Origin of the sequence: Roseibacillus persicicus (assembly GCF_014651675.1) — a bacterium.
GTDB classification, from domain to species: domain Bacteria; phylum Verrucomicrobiota; class Verrucomicrobiia; order Verrucomicrobiales; family Akkermansiaceae; genus Roseibacillus; species Roseibacillus persicicus.
In genome coordinates, this window is sequence record NZ_BMXI01000012.1 from 125,022 (window position 1) to 140,528 (window position 15,507).

A 15,507-nucleotide genomic window follows, 5' to 3' on the forward strand; every position below is an offset into this window, starting at 1 on the left:
GGTTAACGAGAGAACCATCGGTGCGAATCGCGCTGATGGTTTTTATTTTTCAAGTTTCTCCCTTCTTCAAAAGATGACCGGTCGCCATTGGAAGAAAGCACTAGCTCAAACAAATCGCCCAATCACCAACAGGTCCACAGCAACAGGGGCTAGAACAGCTCCCTTGAACCTGCTTGATAAGCACGAAAAGACCTCAAACCTCATGAGGTTGAGAGAGAATACTATCCTGCGCTCTCAGCCGCCCTTCTATTCCATTTCTTTCTAGTCGAAGCCATCTCAGCTTCTTGCCCCCTGTTTGAGCCCCTACCGCCCCCCCAAAAAAAAGACGACCCCGTTCAGGGTCGTCCTTTTGAAAAACGATGAGTTGATTTTTGCCTCATGAGCGCTCGGCCCATGGATTCAGACTGCTAGTTAGCAGGTTTGGCGGCTTCGCGAAGCTTTTCGATAGCCTCTTTGGCGCGCTCCTCAGGAGTTTTTTCTGCGGCTGGCTTCTCAGAAGCCGCTGGCTCTTTCGCATCCGCGGGAGCTTGCGCAGGTTCAGCTCTGGCGGGAGCAGGAGCTTCCTTCTTCTCCTCCACTGGCTTGGGTGCCGGAGCCGGAGCCGGAGCCGGAGTCGGTTTTGCTTCTTTAGGAGCCGCTTTGGCTTCTTCCTTGGCAGGAACCTCGGCCGGCTTCACTTCTTGCTTTTTAGCTGGAGCGGGTGTCTCGGGCTTTGGTGCTGGAGTAGGCTGAGGCTCCGCTTTTTTAGGCTCTTCCTTCTTCGGCGCTGGCACAGGTTCTGCCGTTTTAGGGGCGGGAGTTGGCGCTGCCTTGGGAGCCTCAGGCTTGGGAGCAGGGGCTGGCTTTTCGACTTTAGGAGCGGGAGCGGGTTTGGCTGGCGCTGGCTTTGCTTCAGATTTTGGAGCCTCCGCCTTGGGCTTCGCCTCTTCCACCTTTGGTGCAGGCTTTTCTTCCTTGGGCGCAGGCGCTGGCTTCGGTGCCTCTACTTTCGGAGCCGGCTTGGGAGCTTCAGCCTTTTTCGCCTCAGGCTTCTCCCCTGCTGGCTTCTCAGCTGGAGCCGCTTTCTTTTCTTCTGGTTGAGCAGGCGCAGGCTTAGGCTCTTCCTTTTTGGGCTCTGGAGCCGGCTTAGGGGCCTCTTTCTTCGGCTCTTCTTTCTTCGGCGCTGGCGCAGGTTTCGGCGCGGGTGGAGGCATGAACTCAATCTTCGCCTCGGGCAAATTCTTGCGCAACTCGTCGACCCCAGCTTGGGTCGCTTTGGTACCGCTCAAGTAAACATTCTTCAAACTCGAGGTTTTCGCGAGGGCCTTGACTCCCTCATCCGTGATGTTGGTGCCGAAAAGAGAAAGACTTTCCAAGTTCGGAAGCACCGCAATGGCCTTCACGCCAGCATCGCTGATCGGAGTCTCGTTGAGCATGAGCTTTCTCAGGTTCAACATCGTCGCCACCGACTTCATCCCTTCGTCAGACACGCTGGTCTTTTTCAGATCCAGATCAACGATAGATTCGGCTACCGGCTTGAGGGTCGCCAAGCGGGCATCGTCGAACTTTTTGCCCTGACTCACAGCGGTAAAGAAGAGTTCTTCCGAATCTTTCGACGAGAAGGTGAGAGCTCCTGGCAAGGTCTCATCGATAGGAGCTTTCGCTTCCTGAATGAGGTCCCGAGCGCTTTTCTTTGGCTTCTCATCAGTCTTAGCTTTCGCTTCGGCAGCCTCTTCTTTTTCTACATCGATTGCAGGGGCTGCTTCACGAACAGATTTGAAGGCCTCAACGTCGGCGAGAATGGTTTCAAATCCTTCGGCCTCGGCGAGAGGCTTGTCACCGGCTTCGTCGATCGGGCCAGTGTTGATCCACCACTCCAAGATTCGCTTCTCACCATCGGTGAGCTGCATCTCAGGTTCGTCCTCTTTGCCAGTAGGCATGAATTCGTCATCATCCACATCGAGGTGAACGCGGACCATCATCTCACTCGCTTCAGCATCGCCAGGAACCAGAACCGGGAAATCGTCTCCGCCCTTGCCGCCCTTCAGCAAGTCGGCAACCGAGGTCATCACGAGACCACCCTTGATCTTCTTCTTTCCGAGTGGGTTGAGGTCGGCATCAGCGTGGCACTCCCAGCACTTGCCTTGCAAGATGGGCTGCACCACTTGGGCATAGACGAGACGCTCCTCTGCGGGAATCTCCTCCACGCTCGGAATGGTAGCAATGTCTTCCGCGGCAACCGCGAGGGGCTCCCCTTTGAAGATCTTCATGCCATCACCGACCAAGTCCTTGTCGGTATGCACCATCTCCCCACCCATGTGGGCCCCGATAGTCATGGAGGCCGCAGCCAGAATCATGAAGAACGGGTAGAAAGGAGACCACTTCTCATAGTGCTGGGCCCGGAGCTTGGAGATGTAAGACAGAATGACGAAAAACGCAAAGAACGTTGAAAGCCACATATGCATTCCCATGCGATTATTTTCCCAATCGAAATTCAGCGGAGCCGAACCTCGGTCACCCTGGAGGAAGAGGAAGTAACCAAAAACAACTGCCACGATGGCAGAAAGAGAAGTCAGCAAAAGCGCGCCAGCGAGCTTGGGCTTGAACTTGCGGAAGGAAAGCAAACTGAAGCTTTCCATCGCCAGAACATAGGTAAAAATTCCGATAGGAATGTGGAGGACCAAGACGTGCATATCGCCCAGCCAAGTCAGCAAATCATTGAGAACACTAGGGTCTGGCTTGATCTCTTTTTTATCAGCCAGGCCCCAGACAAAGGGTAGGACAAAGAGACTCACCGCAGCCAAGAGCATGAGCACGGTTAGAAACTTGAGACCTCCAGAGGGCTTTTGATCGGCTGCCGGTGCAGGGTTAGAATCTTCAACTCCGGCCTCGGGGGCGGTAGCAAAGTCGTCGTTTTGGGAATCTTGTTCGTCAGACATAAGTTAAGGATGAGTGAGTCGTAGGGTTGGTGCTCGTTACGAGGGATACTTCCCCAACCTTACGGAATCGGACAAGCTTAATTGATGTCTATTGGTTTTTCTGAAGACTTCTTTTTTCCGCCCTTCATCCCTACGAATCGACGTAAGTCTAAACCAAGTGCTGCCAAAGAGTTTATCAGAATAAGAAAAACTACCCCTTCGTCGATAAAGGGCAGTGGATCGAGAGGAGTCGGAGCAGGAACGAGACCGATCGTAAGAAGATAGAGGCCCGAAGCGATAGCGAAGAACGCGGCAATCAGTTTTTTCATAGGACTACAAGGTGTCTTGTTTCGTCCCTTTAGACAAACAGAAGTCCTGCCAACCGGTTACAAAATGAGGGTATTTTTGCAGAGAATGACCCTCTTGTGCCTTCTGGCGGTGTTTTTTCATTTCTCTTTTGCCAATTTTACCTCAGTTTCCGCGCCCCGCCGGTGGAAGCCCGGCCCGTCTTTATGAATATCTCGGTTCAAAAACAGCCCCAGTGCCAAGCGACTCTCGAAGTGGAAATCCCGACTGATGTCGTTTCCACCGAACGTCAGCAGCTTTTGCAGTCCTTCGTCAAGCAAGCCAACATCCCCGGCTTCCGCCCTGGCAAGGCTCCTCTCAAAATCATTGAGAAGCGTTTCGGCAGCTCGATTTCGGAAGAATTGGACGGCCGTCTCATGGACAAGGCGTTCCAAGCTGCTTTGAAAGAGGACGATTCTCTCAAGGTCATCGACGTGAAGTGGCCCGACAGCCTGCAGCACAACGCGGATGGCACCGCGACCTTGAAGGCGAATTTGATTTTGGCTCCCGAGTTCACCCTCCCCACCTACACCGGTCTCACGGTTGAAGTGCCCAAGCAGGAAGTCACTCCCGAGTTGGTTGACAAGGAAGTCGACACTCTGCGTGAGCGTCACTCCGACTTCAGCGACATCGAAGACCGCGGAGTGGAAGACGAGGACATCGTGGTCATCGATTATTCCTCCACCTGCGACGGCAAGGCGGTCTCCGAGGTTGCCGAGCGTCCCGTGGACCAAGTGGAAAAGGGCGAAGACTTCTGGTTGAAGGTGGACGAAGAGTCCTTCCTCCCCGGCTTTGCCACCCAGCTGATCGGCATGAAGATCGGCGAGTCCCGCGAGGTGGTGGTTTCCATCCAAGAGGACTTCCCTCTCGAGACTTTGCGCGAAAAGGACTTGGTCTTCCAAGTCACCCTGAAAGCCATTAAGGAGCAGAAACTGCCCAGCGATGAGGAACTTGCCGAAGCGCTCATGCCCGGCGGCTCCATGGATGACATCCGCGAGACCATCGAATCCCAAATGCGCTTCCAGTTGAATCGTCAGCTGGAAGAGTTCAAGGAAAGCAAACTCCTCGAGCAAATCGCCACCGCCGTCGAATTCGACCTCCCTGAGGAGTACGTCGCTTCCGAGACCCAAGGCCAGGCAGACCGCTTGGTTGAGGATGCCATGAGGCAAGGCATGACCCAGGATCAGCTCCAAGCCGAGCAAGAGCAAATCTTTGCCACAGCCGGTGAGCGCGCGCGCAACAATCTGAAGACCCAGTTCCTCTTGGGTGAAATCGCCCAGGTCGAGAAAATCACTGTTCCCGACAACGAGGTTCTCAGCGCCATCACCAGCATGGCCAAACGCGAAGGCAAGCCCTTGAAAGCTTACATCAAGCAAATGCAGCGTGAGCGTCGCATCGATTCTTTGAAAAATCAGATGCTGATCGGCAAGACCGTTGACTTCTTGCTAGAGAGCGCGAACTTCGTGGAAGTAGAACCTACTGAAAATGACAGTGAACCCGAATCCGATGCTTAATTCTTCTTCCTCCGTGCCCAGCAACAATTACTACGTCCCAACTGTCATCGAGCAGGATGGCCGTGGCGAGCGTGGCTACGACATTTACTCGCGCCTGCTTAAAGATCGCATCATCTTTATCGGCACCGGTATTGATGACTTCGTTGCCAACTCGGTCATCGCCCAGTTGCTCTTTTTGCAGATGCAGGATCCAAAGAAGGACATCCACATCTACATCAACTCCCCCGGTGGTTCGGTGACCGCCGGCTTGGCAATCTATGACACCATGCAGTTCATCACGTGCGACGTGAACACCTACTGCATCGGAATCGCAGCCTCCATGGGTGCGGTGCTCTTGACTGCGGGAACCAAAGGCAAGCGCTTCTGCCTGCCCAACTCCCACGTGATGATTCACCAGGTCTCTGGTGGCGCACAGGGAACCGCTTCAGATGTGGAGCGCACCATCGGCTTCATGTTCAACCTGAAGCAGCGTCTCAACAAGATTTTGTCTGAACACACGGGCAAAACCATTGAGGAAGTCGAGCGCGACGCGGACCGCGACAACTACATGTCTGGCGAGGAATCGGCAGCTTATGGCTTGGTCGACAAGGTCCTCGAGAACCGGAACGAACACCCCGTGATTGCTCCTGCGGAGTAGATTGCGAGGGAGCGCTTCCCGTTAATAACCATTTCCAACAAAAAGACCCGCGCTGAACGAAGCGCGGGTCTTTTTTTGGTTAAAGGGAAAGCCGACTAACTGCGGTTAAAGGGGAATCCACAGCCCGAGGGCGAATTGGATCAATCGCGACGAACTACCACTTGAGCTCGATGAACTCGCCTTGGTTGATTCCGTCAGAGACCTTGGGTTGAACATTGTCGGGAACTTCAAAGCGAGGAATTTCGTCAATGGTAGCGACCTTGGTTGGATCTGGAGTTAAAGGACTGATTTCGCTTTCAGTTTTGTCCGTAGTGGTCGTCGAACTTGGCTTCGGCTTGGAGCTACTCGAAGAGCGAGTGCTACGCGTGGGCTTGGAGGTAACGGTCGGAGCTTTCTCAACCACAGGGGGTAAGGTGGTTGGGGTGGGCTGTAACTGCTGACAGCTCGTTGTTACGAGAACAAGGAGGGGGGCTACTGTAATGAGTTTTTTCATAGCTGCGGTCGATTTGACGTGCCCCGCCTTAATGAATTCAAACTTTCATACCAGTAAAAAAAGAAAAAACAGCATTTCGTTGCGAGGTGGAAATGAATGGTTTTCAAATGCATCCCCCCGAACCGAATTGTCATGAAAAACCGCTTGGCACGCTAATTGCTTTTCCCAGAAAGACACAATACGTGCAAATTATGAAAAAGGTCGAAGCCATTATCAAACCCTTCAAATTGGAAGAAGTTAAAGAAGCCCTCGCTGAGGTCGGAGTACAAGGAATGACTGTCACTGAAGTAAAAGGCTTTGGTCGTCAGAAAGGTCACACCGAGATTTATCGCGGTAGTGAATACACCGTCGACTTTCTTCCAAAAGTGAAGATTGAGATCGTGGTTCAAGACGAAGAAGCGTCCGCTGTTGCTGAAGCTATCGTTAAAAGCGCCAACACCGGTAAAATCGGTGACGGTAAAGTCTTCCTTTCCCCTGTCGAAGAAGCCATCCGCATCCGGACTGGTGAGACCGGCGGCGAAGCGGTTTCCGTCAACTAAACGGATCCTATCAACTATTTTTACGAAGACCAACCCGCTGCGGTTGGTCTTTTTTTGTGTCGAGTTCGCAGCATCCTGCAAAAGAAGATCCTCCCGACACCGCTATCAATCGACACCCCGCTGGTCACTTTCTGACCAACAGCTGGTCAAAGGTAGTTCACCGCTGCTCCAAATTCCCTTTGGAGTTGGCGACGGATTCAACTAAGTTCGCCCCGTGCTGAATACCGAGCCTCTCAATATCCATTTCACGATTCCGGCTAAAGACCATCTCGGGCGCGAGGAAGTGCAGGGTCAGTTGCGCTTCCACGCCGAGCACATCGACCTGCATTGGCGCATGACCGGCAATGTGTTCACCAAAGGCCCCAGCGAAATGAAGCTCGTCGCCATCCCCTACCCGGCGGTCGCCGAAGTGAGCCTGAAGAAGCGCTGGCTCCGCCCGACCGAACTCATCCTTCGGCTGGAAAACCCCGAACTGGTCTCGGAAATTCCGGGCATCGAGGTCGGGAGAATGGTCCTGATCATTGATGCGCAATCCAAGAAGGCGATCGAGAAGGTGAATGACCTCATCGACTTTCAGCGCTCGGTCTTTCTCTTGGACGAAACAAACAAGCGGCTGGATGCAATGAGAGCCGAATCATGAAGCTCTACCCACTTTCTTTTCTTCCCAGCAAAGATTTCTTGGAGAAGCGCCTTGCCCGATTGCTACTTGCAGCCTGCATGACCAGCGCACTGGCGAGCTGTCAGGCGCTGTCTTTCTATACCCAAGCCATCCGGGGTCAGGCGGAGATCACTTTCACCAAAGTCCCCGTCTTCAAGGTTCTGCAAAGCCCTGCCACGACACCGGAACTGGCGGCAAAACTACAACTCGCACAAGAGCTGGTGGACTTTGCCGAGAGCGAGCTGGCCCTGGAGGCCTCCGGCTCCTATCGCCATTACGCCGACCTTCAACGCGACCATGTGACCTACATCGTCTACGCCGCGCCCGAGTTTTCGCTGGAGCCCAAGACCTGGTGGTATCCCATCGTCGGGGAGCAGGACTATCGGGGATACTTTCAGAAAGAAGATGCCAAAGACCTCGTGGCCCAGTTGGAGGAGGAGGGCTTCGACACCTATCTCGGCGGAGTGAGCGCTTACTCCACGCTGGGATTCTTCAACGACCCCTTGCTCAATACCTTTATCGAATACCCGGAGGTGGATCTGGCGGAGCTCATCTTTCACGAGTTGACCCACCAGCGGTATTTCGAGAAAAAAGAAACCTCGTTCAACGAAGCGCTCGCCGAAGTGGTTGCCAGGGAAGGAACTCGGCGTTGGCTTCGAAAAAAAGGAGATCGCCAAGCCTTGGCCACCTACGAGCTCCGGCTCAAGCGGCGTTCCGCCATTCGAAGCGAGATCGAGAGCTCAATCGCCCGTCTGAAAAAACTCTACGCCACCCCCCTCCCCGCAGAAGAAATGCGACGACGCAAGACCGCCGAGCTCCAGAGTCTACACGATGAGGTGAAGAAACTTTATGCCGGGTGGCAGCAAAAGCCCTCCCACTTTCTCTCTACCCCGCTTAACAACGCGCGATTGGTCTCCTTCACCACCTACGAAGCCCTCGTTCCCGAACTCCAACAACGCCTGGAGAGCCACGACCGAGACTTGGAGGCGTTCTTTCAAGACATCGAAAAAAACGGCAGCCTCCTCCCGCCCTCTCCCTAACCCGTTCTTCTCACCGGTCTTGCTGGATTCCAAGAAGCACGCAACCCAGCCACTCCTTCGCTGCACCAAAGTTCACAATTCGGTAAATTCAGAGAATTCTGTCAAAAACTCCCCAAGTCGCTGACCAGACCGCTCCAAAATTATCCTTTCACTCTGTCAGACCTGATCTAGACTTTCGCCGAAAGACAGGGGAGCCGACGAGGCTGAGAATGGGCACCGCCGCCCGTGACCCTTCGAACCTGATACGGACAAAACCGGCGTAGGGAGTCACAGTCAGACAGAGGGTTTTCCCCTTTTCTTGCGAAGCTCTCTTCCACGGTCGTCCGCCTCAGCTGACGACCTATTTTTTTGCTCCTAACGAAACACTAACGACCCGCCAATATGTCTACCTTCGACGAAGAAAACCAAACCCTGACTCCCGACAACGCCCACCAGCGTTCCGACTACACCGGCAATTTCGTCGAAGACATCGACAACTCTGCCGAGATTGAAGCCATCGAAAAGGATCCCACCAACTTTCCCAACTCCACCCGGGTTTACGTGCAGGGACAGATTCACCCCAACATCCGCGTCCCGATGCGCGAGATTCGTCAGGACAACACCATGCACTCAAATGGCGTGGTGGAAGAAAATCCGCCCATCCGAGTCTACGACTGCTCGGGACCCTGGGGCGACCCTTGCTTCGAGGGCGATGTCACCCAAGGCCTCCCCGACCTGCGCCGCGAATGGATTCTCGCCCGCGGCGATGTCGAGGAATACGACGGCCGCGAGCTAAAGCCCGAAGACAACGGCTACATCTCGGACAAGCATGCCGAGACCTACAACGCCAGCAAGGCCGCGAAAAACAAGCTGAAGGAATACCCCGGTCTCAAGCGCAAGCCTCTCAAAGCCTCCGCCGGTCATCCCGTCACGCAAAAGTGGTATGCCGAGCAAGGCATCATCACTCCAGAAATGGAATTCGTGGCCATCCGCGAAAACCTCGGTCGCTTGGAGGCCTTCAAGACTGTCGCCGATCACTATCCTACCCCTGAGGCCAAGCCGGCCTCTCCGAACAGCACCCTGGAGGAAAAAATCGCCGACCTGGAAGCCCAGCTCGCGGAAGCCAAAGCGAAGCTGAACCACCCCTCCGGCACTCCCGAGGGCTACTTCATGCCACGCCCCAGCGAGATTAATCCCCAGACCCAAGTGGCCCGCAATCGCATGGACCACCAGCACCCCGGCCAATCGTTCGGAGCCTCTCTTCCCGACCTCATCACGTCGGAATTCGTTCGTTCGGAAGTGGCGCGGGGCCGGGCCATCATCCCAGCCAACATCAACCACCCCGAGAATGAGCCCATGGCCATCGGACGGAACTTTTTAGTCAAAATCAACGCCAACATCGGCAACTCTGCCGTGGCCTCCACCATCGATGAAGAAGTGGAAAAAATGCGTTGGTCGACCAAGTGGGGCGCGGACACCGTGATGGATCTTTCCACCGGAAAGAACATCCACGCCACCCGGGAATGGATTATCCGCAACTCCCCCGTCCCCATCGGCACCGTGCCCATCTATCAGGCTTTGGAAAAAGTGAATGGCCGCATCGAGGACCTCACTTGGGAGCTCTATCGCGACACCCTCATCGAGCAAGCTGAGCAAGGCGTCGACTACTTCACCATTCACGCCGCCGTCCTCCTCCGTTTTGTCGCTCCCACCGCCAAGCGCATGACTGGCATCGTCAGCCGCGGTGGTTCCATCCTCGCCAAGTGGTCCATCCACCACGGTAAGGAGAACTTCCTCTACACCCACTGGGACGAGATCTGTGACATCTGCGCCGCCTACGACGTCAGCTTCTCCATCGGCGACGGACTCCGCCCCGGTTCCATTGCGGACGCCAATGACTACGCCCAACTCGCCGAGCTCGAGGTTCAGGGCGAGCTCACCAAGCGTGCTTGGGAAAAGGGCTGCCAAGTGATGAACGAGGGCCCCGGCCACGTTCCCCTTCACCTCGTGCAAGAAAACATGCAGAAGCAGATCGAGTGGTGTCACGAGGCCCCCTTCTACACCCTCGGGCCACTCACCACCGACATCGCCCCCGGTTACGACCACATCACCTCCGGCATCGGTGCCGCTCACATCGGCTGGCACGGTTGCGCGATGCTTTGCTACGTGACCCCCAAGGAGCACCTCGGATTGCCCAACCGCGACGACGTGCGCGAAGGGGTCATCACCTACAAGATTGCGGCTCACGCTGCAGACTTGGCCAAAGGTCATCCTGCAGCTCAGGAACGCGACAACGCCATTTCCAAGGCCCGCTTCGAGTTCCGTTGGCGCGACCAATTCGCCCTCGGCCTCGACCCCGCCCGTGCCATCGCCTTCCACGACGAAACCTTACCAGCCGAAGGAGCTAAAACCGCTCACTTCTGCTCCATGTGCGGACCGACCTTCTGCAGCATGAAGATCACCGGCGACGTGCGGAAGTATGCGGAGGAAAATGGCTACGCCGATTCGGCGGAAAGCTAGCATCTCGTGAAACTCGCCTAATTATCAATCACTTGCAAAGCGTGGCCTATCGGTCACGCTTTTCACTATCCCCCCCTCACCATGTTCACCTTCCTCCACGCGGCCGACCTTCATCTCGACAGCCCTCTCACGGGCCTTTCCAAGCATGAAGACGCACCGGTCGAAGCCATCAAACAAGCCACGCGGGAAGCCCTCAGTCGTTTGGTGGACTTGGCGATTGATAAAGAAGTTGCCCTCGTGATCATCGCGGGCGATCTTTATGATGGCAGTTGGAAGGACTTCAGCACCGGCCTCTTTTTCGTCAAGGAGATGCGACGCCTCAGGGATGCGGGAATTCTGGTCTATCTGATCTCCGGAAACCATGATGCCGAATCGCAACTGACCAAGAGTCTCACTCTGCCGGAGAACGTGCATCACTTCAGCAGCCGCAAGGCGAGTTCGATCTCTCACCCAACCCTCCCCGTCACCCTCCATGGTCAAAGTTTCGCGACTCCGTCCGTGACCGACAATCTCGCGGCCGGCTACCCCGCTCCGGCCAAAGAGCGATTCAATATTGGTCTCCTCCACACCAACTTGGGTGATGCCGAAGGTCACGGCAACTATGCACCCAGCACCGTCCCCCAACTCGTCGCCCACGGCTATCAGTATTGGGCACTCGGCCACATTCACCAGCGACAGGTTCACCACGAACACCCTCACATCATCTACCCCGGCAACACCCAGGGCCGCCATGTCAAGGAGACGGGTGCCAAGGGCTGCTACCTGGTGACCGTTGATGAGCAACTAGAAGTGAGCCACTGTCAGTTTCACGCCCTCGACTGCGTGCGTTGGGAACAGCTGCAAATTGAATGCTCGTCCCTCACCGACGAAGCCGGACTCACTCTCGCGATTCGGCAGGCCCTCGAGCAAGCCATCGCCTCGTCGGAAGGACGCCTTCTCTGCACTCGCCTCATTCTCACCGGCCACACCAGCCTTCACGAAATCCTTCATGCCGATCACGCTCGCTGGCAGGCCGAATGCCAGTCGCTCGCCCTCGACCTGGGTCCCGACTTGGTCTGGCTGGAGCAGGTCAAAGTGAAAACTTCCACCCGCATCGACCCCACGCAATTGGCCCAGCAGGATGAGCTGACCGCCTTGGTGCTGGATTCCCTAACCCACTTCAATCCCGGAGAGCTTCCTACTGCGGTGAGCGACTTGCAGGGAAAGATTCCCGTGCCCGCCCGCAACGAATTGGCCCCGCAGTTTGAGCCCGATGAAAACACTGCTCAAGACCTCCGCGATGATATCGCCGCGATTGTTCTTCACGCCATCGCCACTGCCGAGTGAAACCACCATCTGTTAGAAACTCCATGCGCTTCGACTCCGTCCAGATTCCTTCCTTCGGCCCTTTCACCGATTTCCGCCTCGACCTCCCTGCCGGAGAGACGGACATCCATCTCATTCACGGTCCCAATGAGGCAGGCAAAAGCTCTTTGCTTCGTTCGCTCCATCATTTTCTCTACGGAATCCCCTCGCGCAGCACTGACAACTTTCTGCACCCAAACAACCAGCTCCGCATCGGAGCCACCCTGCGCAAGGGTGACGAGGCGCTGACCGTTTTTCGAAAAAAAGGAAACAAAAACACCCTCGTCGATGCAGACTCCCAAGTCGTTTCCGAAAGCGACTTCACCCGCTTCACTGGAACGGTCAGCGAGTCCTTTTTCCGGCACATGTTCGGTCTCGATACCGGACAGCTGCGCTCGGGGGCGGAGCAGCTCCTTTCCGGCGAAGGCGAGATCGGCAACTTGCTGTTCTCCGCCAATCTGGGAGGCAATCGCATCGACAAAGCCATCGAGAAACTTCAACTGGAAGCGGATAGCCTTTCCAAGGGCCGCTCTCACAAAAACGTGCGAATCCCGGAAGCCATCAAACGCTATAATGAATGCGTGAAGACGGAAAAGGATCACACCGTCACCGCCAAGGCTTGGCGAGATTTGGAGAAGGAACTCGCCGCCGCGCAGGCAGAATACGAAAGCCACGCCACCAAGCTCAAGGAAGCCCACAGCCGGGCGCGCTTTCTCGATGCCGTCCTCAATGCCCTACCACTCATACGCGAACGCGAGAGCTTGCAGGAGGCGCTCGCGGGCATCTCGCTCCCGTCCCTGCCACCAGATTTTCCGGAACGCGTGCGAAAGTGGCAGCAGGAACACTCGCGCGCGACCGCCAGTCTTGCTCCCCTGCAGCAAAGCCTCATCGACACCACCAAGGGGCTCGAAAACCTGCCTAACAACCACGAATTGTTAGAGGACGCGGCAGAAATTGAAGCGCTCCATGGCGAGCTGAACCACTTTCGAAATCAACAGCAGACGCTCGAGACTCTCACTCAAGAGTGCGAGCAAGAAGAAAGCCTGTTGAACAACGAAGCACAGCGGCAAGGCCTCGAGTCACTCGACACTGTCGTCAACTTCGGCACCCTTTCCGACAGTCAACTGGCCGCCTTGGAAGACTCTCGCGAAGCCCTCGAAGCGAGTCGTTCTGAACTCAAGAAAAGCCAAGACGATCTCGCCACCACCGTTCGCGAACTGAACCAGAAAAAAGGCGAACTGGCGAAGCTGGCTCAATCCGAGTTTTCACCCTCCCTAGCCGCGCTTCTCGCACAGGCGATCAAACATCAAGGTCGCGAGGAAAAGGCCGAGGATCTACGAGGTGAACTCGAAACTCTCGAACGCCGGGCATCCGCACTCGCCAAGCAACTTTCCATTTCCGACGCGGAGACGATCCGCGACCTTCAACCCCCATCCCGCGAACAAGTCACCCGTCTGGTTGACCTTTATCAAAAGCGACTCAGCGAGCGCGAACTCGCTCAAAACAGACATGACGAGGTCGCTCGCGAAATCGAGTTCTTGGAACTGGAGGTCAGACAACTGCTGCAAGGCGACGGCGAAGTGGTGACTCCCGAAAGCCTCGCCCAAGCGCGCGCCGAACGCGACCAAGCATGGTCCCTCCTCAAGGAAAAGTCTCTCTCGGGCGCCGCCCTCCCCCCCGAACAAGCCGATAGCTTTCAACTGCAAATCGAGAAAGCGGACCACTTGGCTGATCGGCTCATCAAGAATGCGGACGACATGGCTCAGGCCGCCCAGAAGGAGTCGGAGCTTCAGCGCAAGAGACTCCATCTCACTCAACATGCGGACAGCTTGAAGAACTGTCAGGACAAGGAAGCCGAATGGCAGAGCGAGTGGGAAGAACTCACCAGCTTCCAGAGCCTTCTGACCTTTCAACCCGACGAACTCAATCCCTGGTTGAGCAAGCTGACAGAGTGGAAGGAAAATGACGAACGCCTCGCCCAAGCTCGTAGCGAAGTCGCGCGGATTGAAGAATCTGGCCATGCCCTTGGCAAAGAAATCAGCGCCGCCCTCGGCAAGACCGACACCAATCTCGCCACCCTCGCCATCGAGCTACAAGAGCTCAAAACAACCGCCGAACAATCGCAGGGAGCGGCCAAGACCCTCACTCGCGACCTGGAAAAACTTTCCCAACAGGAAGAAGACCTCACCGAGCGAAATACAGAAGCCGCAACCGCCAATGAGAGCTCCCGCCAACGCTGGGAAGAACTCATCAGCGCCCACGGAATCGAAACCACCACCAGTCCCCGCGAAGCCATCGCCAGCCTCCGCAGTCTCGCCAAACTGAAGGCCGATTCCGAAGGCCTCGATGCCAAGAAGAAGCAAATCACACTTTATCGCGAACAAGGGGCCTCTTTCGCCACTCGTCTCAATCAGTGCTTCACCCGCCATCTTCTAGACCGCGAAGAAACCGACCCCGTCAAGCAAGAGCTGACGCTCTGGAATCTCCTCTCCGAATGCCGCGAACATCAGGCCCAGCGCAAGACCCTCGAATCCGCTAAACGAACGATTGCGGAAAAGATTTCCGAAATCGAAACTCAAAGCATCTTGGCGGAATCCGAACTCAAGAAACTATCCGAACAATCCAAGACACCTAACATCAGCGAACTCGACGACGCCCTCCGTCTTCATTCCGACCGAGCCAGATACCTGAGTAAAATCGAGGAACTGGAAAGCCAGCTTCTTCGTCTGGGCAGCGGGTCCAGCTTGAACGACTTTGTCGCAAAGTGCTTGGCCGAAAACCCCGATGAGCTGGAGGAAGAACGCACGAATATTGAGGAGACCCTGCAAGTCCTCCAAACTAATCGCGACCAATCCTTCGAAGCTCTGCGCAAACACGAGCAACGCAAAGCCCAGCTCGAATCCGCCAGCAGCGCCGCCGCCGAGGCCCGTCAGGATGCCCAGAATGCCTTAGCCGAAATCGTCACCGACAGTGAGCGCTTCATCCGCCTGCATCACGCCATCGACTTTCTGAAAGCACAAGTGGAAGCGTTCAAAGAACAGTCACAAGGCCCCCTCGTCAGCCTTACTTCCCGCTATTTCCAAATTCTCACCAACGAGAATTATTCTGGAGTGGCCGCGCGGCAACAGGACGATGGCTCGGTGCATCTCGTGGCTCTCCGCCCGACCGATAGCCCCACACTTCCCGCTGACGAAATTCCCACCAACGCTCTTTCCGAAGGAACGCGTGACCAGCTCTTCCTCGCTCTTCGGCTCGCCGCCATCGAGCACCACCTGGAAAAGCACCCCGCCATGCCACTCATCCTCGACGACGTCCTGATGACCTTCGACGACGATCGCACCGCCGCCCTTCTGCGGGCCATCGAGCCCCTTTCGCGCAAGACCCAGATCCTCATTTTCTCCCATCACGGACACTTGCGCGAAGTGGCCACCCGGACACTCCCCGCGATGCATGTTCACGAATTGAGTGGCCTGGTTTCCAAGAACTGAGCGGGGAAAATTTCCATCAGCGATTCCAGCACTGGCTCGGAATTATCTTGGTT

At 55.8% G+C, this 15,507-nt stretch carries 11 protein-coding genes and 1 riboswitch; of the genes, 8 read left to right on the forward strand and 3 right to left on the reverse strand.

Annotation, left to right across the window (positions count from 1 at the left end; genetic code table 11):
- Positions 1–407 precede the first annotated feature (407 nt).
- Both IE099_RS14375 and IE099_RS14380 read right to left on the reverse strand, forming a co-directional pair.
- On the reverse strand, positions 408–2,918 hold the full coding sequence (locus IE099_RS14375) for a c-type cytochrome domain-containing protein (protein ID WP_189571111.1): 2,511 nt from the start codon (positions 2,916–2,918) through the stop codon (positions 408–410).
- Between the two features lie 77 nt (positions 2,919–2,995).
- Complete coding sequence (locus IE099_RS14380) at positions 2,996–3,226, reverse strand: hypothetical protein (RefSeq protein ID WP_189571113.1); 231 nt, start codon at positions 3,224–3,226, stop codon at positions 2,996–2,998.
- Positions 3,227–3,409: 183 nt separating this feature from the next.
- Between IE099_RS14380 and tig the strand changes: the two genes are divergently transcribed.
- Both tig and IE099_RS14390 read left to right on the forward strand, forming a co-directional pair.
- Positions 3,410–4,756, forward strand: a complete 1,347-nt coding sequence (gene tig, locus IE099_RS14385; protein ID WP_189571116.1) for a trigger factor — start codon at positions 3,410–3,412, stop codon at positions 4,754–4,756.
- Entirely contained in the window at positions 4,749–5,393 is a 645-nt protein-coding gene (locus tag IE099_RS14390; protein ID WP_189571121.1) for an ATP-dependent Clp protease proteolytic subunit, read from the forward strand. The genes tig and IE099_RS14390 overlap by 8 nt, the downstream gene beginning before the upstream one ends.
- A 154-nt stretch (positions 5,394–5,547) precedes the next feature.
- Here IE099_RS14390 and IE099_RS14395 read toward each other — a convergent pair whose 3' ends face one another.
- Positions 5,548–5,886, reverse strand: coding sequence for a hypothetical protein (locus tag IE099_RS14395; RefSeq protein WP_189571124.1), 339 nt, complete (start codon positions 5,884–5,886; stop codon positions 5,548–5,550).
- Positions 5,887–6,077: 191 nt separating this feature from the next.
- Between IE099_RS14395 and IE099_RS14400 the strand changes: the two genes are divergently transcribed.
- The 6 genes from IE099_RS14400 (at position 6,078) to IE099_RS14425 (ending at position 15,454) form a co-directional block, all read left to right on the forward strand.
- Positions 6,078–6,425: a P-II family nitrogen regulator gene (locus tag IE099_RS14400; protein WP_189571266.1), complete on the forward strand. Its 348-nt coding sequence runs from the start codon at positions 6,078–6,080 to the stop codon at positions 6,423–6,425.
- A gap of 214 nt (positions 6,426–6,639) precedes the next feature.
- Complete coding sequence (locus IE099_RS14405; RefSeq protein ID WP_189571128.1) at positions 6,640–7,065, forward strand: hypothetical protein; 426 nt, start codon at positions 6,640–6,642, stop codon at positions 7,063–7,065.
- Complete coding sequence (locus IE099_RS14410; protein WP_189571131.1) at positions 7,062–8,123, forward strand: aminopeptidase; 1,062 nt, start codon at positions 7,062–7,064, stop codon at positions 8,121–8,123. Before IE099_RS14405 ends, IE099_RS14410 begins: the two co-directional genes overlap by 4 nt.
- A gap of 177 nt (positions 8,124–8,300) precedes the next feature.
- Positions 8,301–8,406, forward strand: a riboswitch (TPP riboswitch).
- Between the two features lie 98 nt (positions 8,407–8,504).
- On the forward strand, positions 8,505–10,622 hold the full coding sequence (gene thiC / locus IE099_RS14415) for a phosphomethylpyrimidine synthase ThiC (RefSeq protein ID WP_189571134.1): 2,118 nt from the start codon (positions 8,505–8,507) through the stop codon (positions 10,620–10,622).
- 81 nt (positions 10,623–10,703) lie between these two features.
- Entirely contained in the window at positions 10,704–11,948 is a 1,245-nt protein-coding gene (locus IE099_RS14420) for a metallophosphoesterase family protein (protein WP_189571136.1), read from the forward strand.
- The gene (locus tag IE099_RS14425; protein ID WP_189571139.1) at positions 11,945–15,454 is read left to right on the forward strand and encodes an ATP-binding protein; all 3,510 of its coding nucleotides are present in this window, start codon (positions 11,945–11,947) and stop codon (positions 15,452–15,454) included. The genes IE099_RS14420 and IE099_RS14425 overlap by 4 nt, the downstream gene beginning before the upstream one ends.
- Positions 15,455–15,507: the final 53 nt, after the last annotated feature.